Origin of the sequence: Alteromonas genovensis (assembly GCF_010500895.1) — a bacterium.
GTDB classification, from domain to species: Bacteria; Pseudomonadota; Gammaproteobacteria; order Enterobacterales; family Alteromonadaceae; genus Alteromonas; species Alteromonas genovensis.
Window position 1 is genome coordinate 165,128 of sequence record NZ_JAAAWO010000002.1, and the last position, 14,024, is coordinate 179,151.

Here is a 14,024-nt window from a genome sequence, read left to right on the forward strand (position 1 = left end):
TCTCAAGAAATCCTCAACTTATTCGCAATGATGAAGAATATGCAGAACTGAAATGCGTAGATGCCAGCAGCATTTCTCTGTAAGATATTGTGAAGAAGCGCATTATTTACGCCTCTCTTTGTTTGCACACGTCACAATCGGTAATCTATTTGAATAATCAATTTTCTATTCTTTCTAATAACAATCAAAAAAAACGTGTAGAAACTATCGTCGCTATGGCCGTTTATCATGCGGACAATGTAGTGTGGTTGGAAGAAGCCATGAGCAGTATTACCACGCAGGATTATCGCGACTTTTTGTTTGTCATTGTTGTTGACGGTTCGGTTCCTAAGATAATTTTGAATACGGTGTTAGATGCGTCAAAGCGGGATAGCAGAATTGTTGTTGCACAAAATTCAGATAATGTAGGTCTTGCGAGCAGCATGAATTCAGCAGCAGAATTCGGCCTTACCTTTGAACCTCAATTTTTCGTGCGAATGGATGCAGACGATATATCTGAGCCTAATCGTCTTTCCCGTCAAGTGTCTTATATGAGAAGACACAGCTATATTGCGGTGTTAGGTACAGGGTTAACTGAGGTTAACGAACACGGTGTTAAAGTGGGAGCGCGAGTAATGCCTGCCTCTCATAAGCAAATTGCAAGAATACTGCCCCGCCGCTGCGCGCTTAATCACCCAACGGTGGTGATTCGATATAACGTATTTAGAGACGGGTACCGATACGACATCAGCTTGATGAATACCCAAGACTATTTTTTCTGGATAAAGCTCGCGTCTGAAGGATACGTTTTCAGAAATTTAAAAGATCGTTTGTTAAAATTTCGCCGTGTGAATAATTTTTATAAACGCCGAGGTCTCAGTAAGTCCTTAAACGAATTCAAAGCACGAATATACGCCATCATAAAATTAAAGCAGTATTCACTGTATAATGTGGCCTATGCCTTTGGTGTGCTGGCATTACGACTGATGCCCGGCAAATTAGTGAAGTTAGCTTATAAGTTAGATAGGCATCTACTTGAAAGGTTTGGTAAGCATTGAGTATTGGCATTGTCGTTATTCTTTACAACCCCGACGTGGAGCATGTAAATCATCTGATTGATGAGTTTGCTAGCGATGATTGGCAGATAGCCATTGTCGATAACTCCCCTCATCCTACTCAGTTAGATTTAGCTAGCAACTGCATCTATTCCCACTATCCGTCAAACCTGGGCATTGCTGAGGCGCAAAACATTGGTTTACGCGCACTGTTTTCTCAATCAATCGGCTATTGTTTTCTTCTCGATCAAGACAGTAGCTTCTCACCTGTTATCGCAGCCTCACTGTATAAGCAGTTCATAGCGCTTGAAAAAGTAAGTCCTGTTGCTGCTATAGGCCCAGCTATTCACTGCCAATTCAGTAACACGGTGCAGGAAGGAGTGATTCAAAAAGGTAAGCAGATATCGTTAGGACTAAAAGAAGTTAAGCAGATAATAGCCTCCGGTATGCTCATTTCTCAACAGGCATTTGAGAAGGTGGGTGAGAAAGAGTCTGCATTGTTTATAGACGGGGTCGATCATGAGTGGTGTTGGCGAGCAAAGCGTAAGGGCCTAAAGGTTTATCAATCTCAATTAGTCAGCATGCCACACAGACAAGGCGACGATAGAGTTAAAGTACTTGGCATAACCTTTAAACAAGGAACGCCTGTAAGGCTGTACTACCAGTTGAGAAATGTACTTATTTTAAGTCGCCGGCGCTATGTCCCCATTTATTGGAAATGTCGTCATCTTTTCGCAATACCATTGCGTTACATTGTGAATCGTTTCGTTTTTGAAAATGGACAAGAGCGAGGTCAGTTCATGCGTAAAGGGCTCAGAGACGGCATCAAAAAGAACTACGGCCCTTTGAAGTAAGGACAACGCTTAATAAAACTGAAAACCTGTGATGAAAAAAAGATCTTTTCTTTCACCATATTGGTGCGTGAGATATCATACCGTCACAACTTTGGTGCTGAAAAACCGAAAAAATTTATAATTTGGGCATTAAATCATTCTTTATGCTCAAAGTGTGTTAGTTGGAACATCGATTGCATCTCATTCCACAAGCCGACGTGCTTACCCAAAGTACAAACTCCTAATAAGAGTTGTGTAAAGAGACCGTCGAAGAATTTGAATCAAAAGGATATAGACTATGAGTCAGGTAAAAAAGGCAGTAATTCCAGTAGCAGGGTTAGGAACACGGATGCTACCTGCCACGAAAGCAATACCGAAGGAAATGCTTCCAGTTGTTGATAAGCCTCTAATTCAGTATGTAGTGAGCGAGTGTGTTGCAGCAGGTATAAAAGAGATTATTCTCGTTACCCATGCAAGTAAGAACAGCATTGAAAACCACTTCGATACCTCTTTTGAACTAGAAGCTACGTTAGAAGCGCGTGTAAAGCGTCAGCTGCTTGAAGAAGTACAGTCTATCTGCCCTAAAGACGTAACTATTATGCAAATTCGTCAAGGTGTTGCGAATGGCCTAGGCCACGCGGTACTTTGCGCTCGTCCTCTTATAGGCGATGCACCGTTTGCAGTTGTGTTACCTGACGTCATCATTGATGATGCTGCGAGCAACCCTAAAAAAGACAACCTTGCCGATATGGTGGCTAAGTTTAATACAAGCCGAGTTAGCCAAGTTATGGTTGAGCAGGTTGCGCAGGAAGATATTTCTAAATTTGGTATCGCAGACCTAGATGGCGCGTCTATTACTCAAGGTGAGTCAGCGAAAATTCACAAAATGGTAGAGAAGCCGCCACTTGACGAAGCACCATCTGATTTGGCCGTTGTGGGTCGTTATGTGCTTTCAGAGAAAATCTGGGATCTACTTGAGTTCACGCCTCCAGGAGCTGGTGGAGAAGTTCAGCTTACTGATGCTATCGATGCGCTAATGAAGCTAGAGCAAGTAGATGCCTACTACATGAAAGGAAAGAGCCATGATTGTGGTAGTAAACTTGGTTATATGAAAGCGAATGTTGAGTATGCACTACGCCACCCAACTTTAGGTGAAGAGTTTAAAGAGTTTTTAGCTACTATCAAAGCCTAATAATAGAACTCTAAAAATGAAAAATGCGCCTTTTAAAGGCGCATTTTTTTTAAATTGTTTTTCAATTAACTTTTACCAAGCTTTGAATTTTCGATAGCATTTTGTTACCAATTCCCTTCACCTCGGTTAGCTGCGCTACCTCTAAAAAGGGACCAACCTGCTCTCGGTAATCAATAATCGCTTTGGCTTTTGATACACCAACACCCGGTAGCGTTTGCAATTCGGCTAGTGAGGCCACGTTTAAATCAAGCTTGTTGGCAACTGACTGGCTAGTATTGTGTCGTGCTTCGTCAGTATCCATGCTTTGTGAGTAAGCCACAGGTATGTGGAGTGACAGTGCGGTGAGTAACATTAATCCCGGTAGTATTTTTTTCATCATCGTTCCTTGTTTAACGGTGTACACCATTTGTACAACAAGAATTGTATGAGATTGAGGGGATTAGGCTAGTCCAGTTTTAGTACAGGTTTTAAAGTAATTACCTATGCGACTGGTATAAGTGAAGAATGAGTAGATAAAAAAATAGCGGGCATTGCCCGCTATTTTTGTTTTCTTACTGTAGGGCCTACAGACGTTCAATCAGTGCGTCAGTAAACTCAAGGGTGCCCGCTTCACCACCAAGGTCGCGTGTAGTGCGGTCGCCGCTTTCAATAACGTCTTTTAGCGCTGAGCGAATTTTTTCTGCTTTGTCGCTCATGTTCAAATATTCTAGCATTTGCGCTGCAGCTAGAATTACTGATGTTGGGTTAGCAAGATTTTTACCCGCAATATCAGGAGCAGAGCCGTGCACTGCTTCAAAAATGGCGCAATCTTCGCCGATATTCGCACCAGGTGCCATACCTAGGCCGCCAACAAGTCCTGCACATAAATCAGAAAGAATGTCACCGAACAAGTTTGTCGTAACAATGACATCGAACTGATGTGGGTTCATAACTAACTGCATACAGCAGTTATCAACAATCATTTCTGCTGATTCGATGTCTGGATAACGCTCACCAACTTCACGGGCCACTTTAAGGAACAGTCCAGAGGTTGATTTTAAGATATTTGCTTTGTGAACCGCTGTAACCTTCTTTCTGCCTTCGCGGCGAGCAAGTTCATAAGCAAAGGTCACAATTTTTTCTGCGCCGTCACGTGTAATCTTACTCATGGCTTCAGCTTCGTTGCCATCTTCAGACACTACTTGGCCAAGACCAGAATACATACCTTGGGTATTTTCGCGCACAGTGATGATATCGATGTCTTCGTAACGCGCTTTTGTGCCTTTAAAGGAGATTACTGGGCGAAGGTTTGCGTACAGTTTAAACTGCTTGCGAAGGCTCACGTTAATAGACGTGAATCCTTCTCCTACTGGAGTAGTAAGAGGGCCTTTAAGTGCTACTTTGTTTTTTGCAATGAGGTCGAGTGTCTCTTGTGGTAGCAATTCGCCATGTTCTTCTAGAGCAACGAGTCCTGCGTCGGCATAATCGTAGGCGAAGTTACAGCCAACCTTGTCTAAAATTTTTGTGGTTGCATCGATGATATCCGGGCCAATGCCGTCACCGCGAATGACTGTAATATGTTGCTGAGTCATGATGGGAGATCCTCTAGTAATTCTGTTGTCTTAGTCGTTAGGTTCTATATGCACCGCTTTATTGTAGCGAGCACAACACGCCATTGCTTGCCTGCTTATTATAAACTTGAAAAAGTAGGGGATATTAAAATGTCGCAGTGCAAAAGTCCGCGTATTTTATACGATAGAAGGCATAAGTTATAGCCATTCGTAAATATAAATTGGAAACGGGCAGAACCTTTGATATTTAATACCAGTTAAAAAGAAGGGCTTTGCTGCCTCAAGTTGGAATAAAAAGCCGGAGCGCAAAATGTCTACTAGTAGAGAACTGCATACAGAGGTAGCTAATTAGCGGGACAGTGGGCATAGCAAGTGAGGTTTTCGTTCATTCACAATGTGCGCTAGGTCACTAGAAGACAAGGACAGTACTGACTTCCACAGCTTTACTTCTTTGGTGTTGCTTAAGTCTTTATCAGGCGTGGTTAATAGGTACGCTTTGGCTAAATAAAAACCCAATGATATTACCGCGTGCTCTTTTCTAAGTGATGTTGGCACAGCGTCATTTGTCTTATTACACTGATGGAGAACAGCACGCCACGTAGCGCTTTGATGCCAGTTCTCAGCTAGCTCACTGGCAATAGAGAGCCAGGGCGATGGTGTCGTTATTTTAAACGTATTATTGATGGAGAAATTCGGGTTTGCCCGAACAGGGAGTTTGGTAATTACTTTCAAGCCCGGCAGCGTGAAAAGCGGTGAGCAAGCGAAGGTCATAGTTAACGCCGCGGACTGGGCCGTAAACTTGGTTTTGGTAAGCGATGCGATATGACTGGCAAACGCGCTGGCAACCAGTGTGAATTGTTTGCAGGTATCTACAAGAGGAAACTCATGCTGTGTTAATCGCTCCATTAAAGCAAATTGAACAAGCATATCGCCCACGCGCTCAGTACCGTAAGTGAGTACTGCCTGTTTTATCGTCTTCACCGGTAGTTGCAAGCGGTTATCTTGGCTCGCTGTGCTTATTAAAAAATGATTGAACGTAGGAGCACGTTCTATTTTCTCACAAAGCGTCGGAATATCGATGTCGCGTTTTTGCAACTCGTCAATAATGTGCAAAAGTGCAGAAGGGGGGCGTTGGATAGCAAATGTTGTTGGAAAAAAAGGCTGGCCTCCCTTTACTAGTCTAGGGGCTCTAGTTTCATTAAAAAGCGCAATGAACGCATCAAATTCAATGTGTTGATGTATCGGCGAGCGTATTGATGAAGCAGGCACCCAGTCACTATCGCGGTCGGCATTACGAGCAACCGCTGCAAAACTGTGGTTTTGCTGTATATCTACAATGGTTGCCGGAATACCACTGGCATACACTTTCTCGCCTGGCATAGCACGCTCAAAAAGCGGAGACAGTGAGGGCAACAAGCCGTGATGGTGCACAGGTATTAAGCGAGTGCATTGAGAAAATAGACTATGCTTTTTTTCCGTCGATGCGCTGCTGATTATTTTAGACAGTAAACAAAGTCGTTGTGCGCGGTTGAGTTTAGCACTGGCAAGAGAGTGGGCTTGTGCATTTCTGGCAGAAAATACCACCCGTTTTAACCGCAAAATCTCCAGCCAAGACGATAAGCCTTTCGCGCGTAAAAATTCAGAAATTGCTTTACCGTCATTCGATTTTCTTATCAGGCTAGCGTCGCCTAGTTGCTCGGCATCTGTTTCGTCGCTTTTAACATGACCAGTAAGGTGATAGAGGGCCAAGGTTGCCGCAATAAGATGCTGAAGGTAGTGATCGTTAAAGTGATTGAGCTTACCAAATACTGTCAATAAAAGTATGTGGGTTAACTGCGGGGAGAGTGAGTTTTTAGTCCCATGAGCCGCTAGTACCGCGGCGGGCTCTTCATTAACAAGCGCGATGGCTAACTTGGCATTTCTAAGCCAGAGGTTAACTTTGTTATCAACGCTTTGTGAGGGAGTCGGTGCAGCAAGTATCTGAGAAAACGTCGACTGAATATCGGCTAATGCCATACGGGGCTAGCTTTCTTGATAGCTAGAGTAGGCACCTTCTCCCCAGGCAATGAGCTTGTCATTTTCAAACAGTAGAGGCGTACATTCGTCTTGGGTTGTTAAGCCATCGGCACGGACATGCTGCGTTCGAAAGAACATAACTTGAATAGCATTCACCCCTTGGCGTTTAGCCTCAGTCAAATCAGGTGAGCCGAGTAGTGCAAGCACCTCCTCTCGCGTGCTGCCTAATTTAAGCTTGGTAATTTGAACGCGGTTATATTCTTCTCTATCCTTCCAATCCATGTTCTCAGGCTTATCTGGATAGAACGCGATAATCATAAAAACAAATAACGCGTAAAGTCCTACGCCAGCTAGGATGAGTCGAATAACTTTGGTGTTCATAACCGTTACTTCTCGTGTCTAAATTAATGTAATAGTGACAAGCATGGGTGCCTATTGCAGGTGCACAACGCGGCCGAATAACTTGAGCGTGTAACGCATAGGCGTGCAGATAAAAACGCGCTAAACCTATACGCTCATTCCCAGCTTTTATAATATTTTAAGTCTACCGTAAATTGTATGAGAATAATAAGCGATTATGGTAAGTGTTTATTTCAGGCCATCATTACCGGCAAAAGTATAATAGCTAAAGAGTAGGAGGCGAACGCGCAGCGCTTATTTTCAAAGCGCTGGCGGTGCAATACATCTCTTGGCTAAATGAACTGGATAAACTATTTCACCAAATAGCAGGGCTCGTAAGCGCTGCCAGGAAGCTTCATTCGGTGCTGTTTTACAAATGATTCTAGCAGTACATCAACATGCTTCATTAACGTTCTGTCACCCGTGATCTCAAAAGGGCCGTTTTCTTTTATCTGCTTAATCCCTTCTGCTTTTACATTACCGGCAACAATACCTGAGAACGCTCTTCTTAAATTCGACGCTAAATCGCTTCTGCTTTGATGATGGTCAAGTTGAAGCCCTGCCATACTTTCGTGCGTTGGAATAAATGGCTGTTGAAAGTCTCGCTCTATTTTTAACGACCAGTTAAAACTAAAGGCATCTCCCATCGCACCGCGATATTTTTTCACCTTTTCTAACCCTTTACATAATGAACGTGCTACTTCTTCCGGGTCGTTCACTATAATTTGGTATTTCTTCTGTGCTTCTTTACCCAAGGTCTCTGCAATAAACGTATCTACAGCCTCGAAATATTCTTCACTGCCTGCAGGGCCGGTTAGAATGACAGGGAAAGGCTGTTGGTCATTTCTTTCATTCATTAGAATGCCAAGAAGATACAGGAGCTCCTCAGCCGTGCCCACACCACCTGGGAATATGACAATGCCGTGTGCCAAACGCACAAACGCCTCTAAACGCTTTTCAATGTCAGGCATTATGATGAGCTCATTAACAATCGCATTAGGTGGCTCAGCGGCAATAATACTAGGCTCTGAAATACCTACGTATCGACCGGATTTGTGTCTTTGCTTAGCATGACCTATTGCTGCACCTTTCATTGGGCCTTTCATTGCACCCGGCCCACAGCCTGTACAAATGTTCATGTCTCTAAGACCAAGCTGATAGCCCACTTCTTTAGTGTACTTGTACTCAACTTGATTAATGGAGTGGCCGCCCCAGCATACAATGGTATTAACGCCATCGTTGCCCTCTAGCGCTTTAGCATGGCGAAGCATATCAAACACCATGTCGGTAATTTGTGCGCCGTCTGCTGGTGAGTGTTGATGTAAGAAATCATACTTATCGCCCATGTACAGTAAGTCTCGCAACACTGCGAATAAGTGCTCATGAACGCCTCTTACGAGGTTGTCGTCTACAAAGGCGACTTCTGGAGGGTTAATCAACTCAATTTTCACGCCGCGCTCACGGCGAACAAGCCTTATATCGAAGCTTTCATAGGGGGCAAATAAGGTTTCAAAATTATCTTCATCAACACCGCTGTTTAACACGGCGAGAGAGCAATTTCGAAACATGGTAAAGAGTTCGCTATCGGAAGCATCCTGCAGACGCGCAACTTCAGCTTGTGACAGTTGGCTCATCCAACCCATGGGGTTTAGCTGTACTTTTTTAATCACACTACTTCCTATTTTTGGGCGTCGATGTCAGTAACGACTTGATTTCGGCCATTTCGTTTAGCTTGATAAAGGTATTTGTCTGCACGCTCAAAAGCCGAATCAATGGTATCTGTTGAGGTAAATGACGTACCTCCGAGCGATACAGTAATAACCACTTTTTCTTGCTTAAACTTAAGCTGCATACTTTCCAAATCTTTTCGAATAGCCTCTAGTTTTTCTCGTAGTTTTGTCTCGTTGGTATTGGGCAGAAGCACCACAAACTCCTCTCCGCCCCAGCGCGCAAGAAACTGATCGCCAGCCATGTGACGCTTAAACGCTCGACTAACAAGCTGCAGTGTTTTATCACCCGCGGAGTGCCCGAACTTGTCGTTAATTGATTTGAAGAAATCAATGTCGATAAGGGCAATAGAAAGCGGCTTTTTGGATGATTGAAAATGCTGATGCGCTATCGCCAACTGTTCATTGTACGCTTGACGGTTAGGTAAACGGGTAAGTGCGTCTGTTTTACTTTGCATAACCTGTTCGGCAATTTTCCGCTTATAAGAATCAGTTTGCTGTTGAAGCTTGTTGATGCGGTCCTGCATTGACGACAATAATGAGATGAGTGCTGTTTGGCTCTCGCTGTCGCTTGCCTGGGTATCCGTCAGCGTTTTTGACAGTACTTTGATACATGACTGTGTTTGCGTTTTAAGCGCGTCAAAAGAATCGGTTGTAGAAACTGCTTCTTCTATATTGTCGATATAGGTTTTCAGCTCAGCATTACTGGCTGTCCGTTGCTCAAACTGCGCTTTGCTTCCATCAATACTTTTACTCACGTCCTCGCCAATTTTACCGAGTGACGTATGCAGTCCCTGAATGACCTTTCCGGTTAAACTAGCTTCTGTCATGGCGTCTTGTACTATCATGCGAAGTACTACGACACAACTTTCTAATAGCTGCTCGTTAGCCATGCCTTGGTCAAGCCGCTTTTTGATATCTAAAAGCTGTCTATCGTTGGGTTTTTTCTCTGTGTATGAAGTAACCAGCTGATTTAGCTCTATAAAAATAGAGCGGTAAAAATGAGCACTCCCTCGCTCCGTACCATCATCTTCCGCTGACTGTCGCTGTGTTGATGTGGCGGTTTCGGGCGTTGCAGAATCGCCTGATAACAAGCCTTTAACGTGTTTACCAAGGGCAACCCGGTGAAGCTGAACCGCTCTAGCGTAGAGCCTGTAAATGCTGAATATATCTGATACAGGCTGATTTAGCTTTATGAGTTCTTGAGTAGCGAGACCGCGAAGCGCTTCATCTTCAAAGATAATTTTCTGCAGCTGCTTCATAGCATCTTCAATAGATGACACCGTCTCAAGGCTGTACTTGCGAAGGCTAATGTCTTGATGCTGTAACGCCACATTCAGTTTATTGATACTGACTGTAGCTAGACTGAAATTGGGCGTGCCGGATAGGTGTCCGCGGAGGGTTTTCAGTTCACCATCAACCTTGTCTGAAAAACCCTCGTAAAAAGATGAGAGTTTTATGATGAATTGACACAATAGCGCATTGTTTTTTTTGTACGCTTGCAGCTGTTTATCTTCCATGTTGCTCATCTTTTGTTGTTTATGGACACGTTACATTTGTAAGCTCATCAAGGGACTACTGCCGAGCTTGACGATGGTTTGGGTAAGGTGCCTCAAAATTGGTACGAAACGGATTGATATCGAGTCCACCTCTTCGTGTATATCGAGCGCAGACCGTCAGCTTTGTTGGTTTACAGTGATTAAGGATATCGGTGTAAATGCGCTCTACACACTGCTCGTGAAATTCATTGTGTTGTCTAAAGCTAATCAAATATCGCAGCAAGCCTTCATGGTCGATTGACGAACCTGTATATTTAATTTGAATACTTGCCCAATCTGGCTGGCTGGTAATAAGGCAATTAGATTTTAGCAAATGAGAAATAAGCGTTTCACTCACTTCCTTGCCTTTATCTGATGATGCCAGACCAAGATACCGAGTGTCGGGCTCATAATTATCAATTTCAATATCAAGCTCATCGAGTAATGTACCTTGGAACTCTTTGAATTGCAGAGTTTCAAATTCACTGGGTAATATCAGGTTAACTTCAACGTCTTTGCCCGCGCAGGCAGACAAATCTTTTTTGAGCACTGTTTTTACATCGTCGCTGCTTTTAAAACGGGTTTGATTAAAGCTGTTTAGATAAAGCTTAAACGACTTAGACTCAATCAGGTTTTCAGAGGTGATAGGCACCATGCATTCAAGAATCGCGACCTGAGGTTTACCTTTCATATTGAGCCAGGATAATTCATAGCCTGTCCACGTATCGATGCCTTCAAAGGGAAGCGTATCAGAGGAAGGAGCTCCTGATTTAAAAGACAGAGTGTCTCTACTTAGACTACGCGGCACCCCTTGAAGGAGCGCAGGGTTATATTCATACTCGTAGTCTACTTGCTTACCTAACGAGAGATCGTCTGGTGCAGAAATAGTAATTTTTTCTCGTTTGTTGTCTGTCGACATAAGAACCCTATTGCATTAATCGGTATATCATCGCCAAACGTTGACTTGGCATATTTTACGTATAGTGTAACCCAAAAATACGAAGGTAATTAAATAATGGCTCTGTCTATTTGCGAACAACTGGATAATTTTGTTTCATCTTATGTCGAGAACGCCAACGAAGGTGTTCTGTCCATTCCTTATGACAAGGAGTGGCCCTCGCTGTGTTATAACAGCGAAGGCGAGCAGGGGCGGCAGGGACAACAGGGGCTACAGGGGAAAATAGTACCTTGGCAGCCTGTGAAACAAACACAGCCGTTGTCTTTTGATAATGTAGGTTCCGCCCTTGAACTTACCTTAAACAGTGACTATTGCACCTATTTCACGCGTTATTTTAGCAATAATCTAATTGCAACAGCCCCTCAGGGTGAATGCGAGCTACTTCAGGTGTGGAATGAAGAAGATTTTGAGCGCTTGCAGCAAAACCTTATCGGCCACCTGCTCATGAAGCAACGGTTAGAGCAGGCACCAACGCTATTTTTTGGGTTAACCGATGAAGAAGATTTCATATTAACGGTAATCAACAAAACAGGCGAGGTTGCATTAGAGCAGGTGGGCATGGAGCCAAAAGAAATTTTGGCGCCGTCACTTGCTGCTTTTCTTTCTACCCTTAAGCCAAGCTCAGCAAGTCGATAACGCCTATTTTACAATACCGACGAATAGACCCTCATTGCTGGTCGCGTGTCTCATTGCCCGCCGCGTATATTATTATCGGTCGCGGATATCAATACCGGCTGCGGATATCAATGCCGGCCGCACGTCTTACTATCGGTGGCGTAGCAGGTCAGCCACCGAGGCTTTCAGTGTTTCTACTTCTCGTTCGAGTGCATCTACTCGAGTCGCCAGGCTAACTGAGTCATCACCAAGCTGTGTATCGTGCTGCGAGTTTTTAGTTTGTGCTCTTGGCGTACTGGCATTAAAGCGCTTAATTGCATCTATTGCTTCAGTAACCGACACTTTAAACGGCGCCTTCGAACGAAGAATTCCCACACTTGGAGTCTTGCCTTCTTCATGCATTTTTTGGCAGATAATGATTAATTGGTTGATGGTGTTGTTCATAGTTTATTTGTTACTACCCTTATGTTTATGCCGACTGTCAATGTGTCGCCCTCACTGCATTGCCCTCGCTGCATTGCCCTCACTGCATTGCCCTCACTATATTACCCTCAATGTGCCGCCTTCAATGTATTGGTGGTGAAAGCCTTTGAGTTTAAAATGAACGTCAAGCATCGTACTACCTATCAGTAATCAGGTTCATTACCCAAAGTACCTTACGGCATATCAAACTAACCTTCGGCGCAAAGGTTAAATGTTAAAAAGACTAATAATTTGCCTTATCCACTAATTGTTAAGGTATTTAGTATTTGGCGTTTTTAATAAATATAATAAAAACAGATGCTTACGTTTTGGCGCTATTTTTGATTGTTACTTACTAAGTGTGTGCCTTGCAAAGTTTGCCATCTAACGGTTTATCTACTCAGCAACGGCGCAGGGCGTATTGTCTGTTTCGACCAAAGTTTGTACAGCAATGGTCAAGACGCCCTAAATAAATCAAATAATAATTAAGGAATATACATGAAAACACTCATTCTTTCTGTCGCTGTTGCGTCTTCATTACTACTTTCTGGCTGTGTTGTTTCTGTAGGAGGAGGCTCTGATAGTCACTACGGTTCAGATTGGGAAGACAGAGAGTTCAATAATCGTAAACATATCGCTAATCTTGAGGTTGGGGTTGGCTATGAAACGGTATTGAGAAAGATGGGAGTCGCCGACTTCAACGAACTTTTTGAAAAAGCAGATGGCACATACCGCGTACTTTATTACCGTACTCAAAAAACAATGGGTGATGGTGTAACAACAAAGGACGAATGTACACCACTGGTATTTAGAAACGGAAACCTTGCGGGTTGGGGAGACAGTGCCTACAGCCTAATGCATTAAAAATTGTTAATAAAAAGTTAACAGGTGATGGGTTTTCGCGTAGTCTAATCATTAATCAGTTCTAAAGCGTATGAGTTATAGCTATTTGAATTTGCGTGAACAGTTTATTCAGTGGTCATTTTTTTCAAGCGCGAACTTAGATATAAGCCTACACGGAGGCCCTCTCATGGATATCGAATCAAATGAGGCTGTTCTTGCTCCATCAGCCGATACGGTTAAAGCCATTTATCTTGGCGTTGATGATCTAAAAATCGCGGCATCTATCCTTTATAACGCCTATGTGGATGACCCTCTGTTTTTGGAAATTTTCCAAGCAGAAAAAGAAGGCTATGAGAGTCGATTACGCTCGGCTATCCGAGAAGAGCTTAATGCGTTTTGGGTTGCAGAGCAGCCCATGATAGGGCTGTTTGATGCTGAACGTTTAATTGCAGTAGCGTGCCTTACTGCTCCTGATGCAGCATTTGGTGCAGGGCGATATTGGCACTGGCGACTTCGCATGTTGCTTACCGCTGGGCTTTTCGGAACGAAGCAAATGCTGGAAAAGGAAGAAAAAGTACGAACCCTGGTTCCAGCAGAGAATTTTCATATGCTTAGCTTCATTGCTGTGCATCCTGATCATCAAGAACACGGTTTAGGTCATATTCTACTTGGCGCAATTGACAGTGTGGTTGAAGTAGACGCTAAAAGTGCAGGTATCGCGGTATTCGTGACCATTGATAAGCATAAATCCTTTTTTGGCGACGACAAATACAGTGTTGTTGGTAATTTATCGTTATCTCATGTTGATGGGTCGGTGATGTTCAGAGCTAAGTCTTAGCAAGGTCGCTATGACATGC

The 14,024-nt window shown here is 43.5% G+C and carries 14 protein-coding genes; 6 read left to right on the plus strand and 8 right to left on the minus strand.

Translation table 11 applies throughout. The features are described 5' to 3' along the window. Positions 1–149: 149 nt before the first annotated feature. The 3 genes from GTQ48_RS03475 (at position 150) to galU (ending at position 3,059) form a co-directional block, all read left to right on the plus strand. Positions 150–1,037, plus strand: coding sequence for a glycosyltransferase (locus tag GTQ48_RS03475; RefSeq protein WP_163105192.1), 888 nt, complete (start codon positions 150–152; stop codon positions 1,035–1,037). After that, positions 1,034–1,888: a glycosyltransferase family 2 protein gene (locus GTQ48_RS03480; RefSeq protein WP_163105193.1), complete on the plus strand. Its 855-nt coding sequence runs from the start codon at positions 1,034–1,036 to the stop codon at positions 1,886–1,888. The genes GTQ48_RS03475 and GTQ48_RS03480 overlap by 4 nt, the downstream gene beginning before the upstream one ends. A 277-nt stretch (positions 1,889–2,165) precedes the next feature. Then, positions 2,166–3,059 (plus strand): UTP--glucose-1-phosphate uridylyltransferase GalU, encoded by an 894-nt coding sequence (galU, locus tag GTQ48_RS03485; RefSeq protein WP_032094321.1) that lies wholly within the window; start codon positions 2,166–2,168, stop codon positions 3,057–3,059. 61 nt (positions 3,060–3,120) lie between these two features. Here the strand turns inward: galU and GTQ48_RS03490 are convergent, their stop codons facing one another. From GTQ48_RS03490 to queF, 7 genes are all read right to left on the minus strand, one after another. Further along, positions 3,121–3,435 (minus strand): ComEA family DNA-binding protein, encoded by a 315-nt coding sequence (locus tag GTQ48_RS03490; RefSeq protein WP_163105194.1) that lies wholly within the window; start codon positions 3,433–3,435, stop codon positions 3,121–3,123. A gap of 187 nt (positions 3,436–3,622) precedes the next feature. Continuing rightward, the gene (locus GTQ48_RS03495; RefSeq protein WP_163105195.1) at positions 3,623–4,630 is read right to left on the minus strand and encodes an isocitrate dehydrogenase; all 1,008 of its coding nucleotides are present in this window, start codon (positions 4,628–4,630) and stop codon (positions 3,623–3,625) included. 327 nt (positions 4,631–4,957) lie between these two features. Then, complete coding sequence (locus tag GTQ48_RS03500) at positions 4,958–6,625, minus strand: histidine kinase (protein ID WP_163105196.1); 1,668 nt, start codon at positions 6,623–6,625, stop codon at positions 4,958–4,960. A gap of 6 nt (positions 6,626–6,631) precedes the next feature. Next, positions 6,632–7,006: a DUF3192 domain-containing protein gene (locus GTQ48_RS03505; protein WP_032094325.1), complete on the minus strand. Its 375-nt coding sequence runs from the start codon at positions 7,004–7,006 to the stop codon at positions 6,632–6,634. A 329-nt stretch (positions 7,007–7,335) separates the two neighbouring features. Continuing rightward, positions 7,336–8,691, minus strand: a complete 1,356-nt coding sequence (gene ppnN / locus GTQ48_RS03510) for a nucleotide 5'-monophosphate nucleosidase PpnN (RefSeq protein ID WP_163105444.1) — start codon at positions 8,689–8,691, stop codon at positions 7,336–7,338. 11 nt (positions 8,692–8,702) lie between these two features. Continuing rightward, entirely contained in the window at positions 8,703–10,271 is a 1,569-nt protein-coding gene (locus GTQ48_RS03515) for a diguanylate cyclase domain-containing protein (protein ID WP_163105197.1), read from the minus strand. A 55-nt stretch (positions 10,272–10,326) separates the two neighbouring features. Next, complete coding sequence (queF, locus tag GTQ48_RS03520; RefSeq protein WP_163105198.1) at positions 10,327–11,208, minus strand: NADPH-dependent 7-cyano-7-deazaguanine reductase QueF; 882 nt, start codon at positions 11,206–11,208, stop codon at positions 10,327–10,329. Between the two features lie 96 nt (positions 11,209–11,304). On the opposite strand from queF, the gene syd reads away from it, so the two are divergent. Next, complete coding sequence (gene syd, locus GTQ48_RS03525; RefSeq protein WP_163105199.1) at positions 11,305–11,883, plus strand: SecY-interacting protein; 579 nt, start codon at positions 11,305–11,307, stop codon at positions 11,881–11,883. A gap of 129 nt (positions 11,884–12,012) precedes the next feature. Here the strand turns inward: syd and GTQ48_RS03530 are convergent, their stop codons facing one another. Beyond that, positions 12,013–12,306, minus strand: coding sequence for a hypothetical protein (locus GTQ48_RS03530; protein ID WP_163105200.1), 294 nt, complete (start codon positions 12,304–12,306; stop codon positions 12,013–12,015). 516 nt (positions 12,307–12,822) lie between these two features. Between GTQ48_RS03530 and GTQ48_RS03535 the strand changes: the two genes are divergently transcribed. Both GTQ48_RS03535 and GTQ48_RS03540 read left to right on the plus strand, forming a co-directional pair. Continuing rightward, positions 12,823–13,188: a DUF3192 domain-containing protein gene (locus GTQ48_RS03535; RefSeq protein ID WP_032094329.1), complete on the plus strand. Its 366-nt coding sequence runs from the start codon at positions 12,823–12,825 to the stop codon at positions 13,186–13,188. 166 nt (positions 13,189–13,354) lie between these two features. Next, positions 13,355–14,005: a GNAT family N-acetyltransferase gene (locus tag GTQ48_RS03540; protein ID WP_163105201.1), complete on the plus strand. Its 651-nt coding sequence runs from the start codon at positions 13,355–13,357 to the stop codon at positions 14,003–14,005. Positions 14,006–14,024 lie beyond the last annotated feature (19 nt).

Coding starts and splice junctions, on each gene's coding strand:
- GTQ48_RS03515 (WP_163105197.1), bottom strand. CDS start 10,271: ATGGAAGATAAACAGCTGCAAGCGTACAAAAAAAACAATGCGCTATTG.
- galU (WP_032094321.1), top strand. CDS start 2,166: ATGAGTCAGGTAAAAAAGGCAGTAATTCCAGTAGCAGGGTTAGGAACA.
- GTQ48_RS03500 (WP_163105196.1), bottom strand. CDS start 6,625: ATGGCATTAGCCGATATTCAGTCGACGTTTTCTCAGATACTTGCTGCA.
- GTQ48_RS03490 (WP_163105194.1), bottom strand. CDS start 3,435: ATGAAAAAAATACTACCGGGATTAATGTTACTCACCGCACTGTCACTC.
- GTQ48_RS03495 (WP_163105195.1), bottom strand. CDS start 4,630: ATGACTCAGCAACATATTACAGTCATTCGCGGTGACGGCATTGGCCCG.
- GTQ48_RS03505 (WP_032094325.1), bottom strand. CDS start 7,006: ATGAACACCAAAGTTATTCGACTCATCCTAGCTGGCGTAGGACTTTAC.
- GTQ48_RS03535 (WP_032094329.1), top strand. CDS start 12,823: ATGAAAACACTCATTCTTTCTGTCGCTGTTGCGTCTTCATTACTACTT.
- syd (WP_163105199.1), top strand. CDS start 11,305: ATGGCTCTGTCTATTTGCGAACAACTGGATAATTTTGTTTCATCTTAT.
- queF (WP_163105198.1), bottom strand. CDS start 11,208: ATGTCGACAGACAACAAACGAGAAAAAATTACTATTTCTGCACCAGAC.
- GTQ48_RS03540 (WP_163105201.1), top strand. CDS start 13,355: ATGGATATCGAATCAAATGAGGCTGTTCTTGCTCCATCAGCCGATACG.
- GTQ48_RS03530 (WP_163105200.1), bottom strand. CDS start 12,306: ATGAACAACACCATCAACCAATTAATCATTATCTGCCAAAAAATGCAT.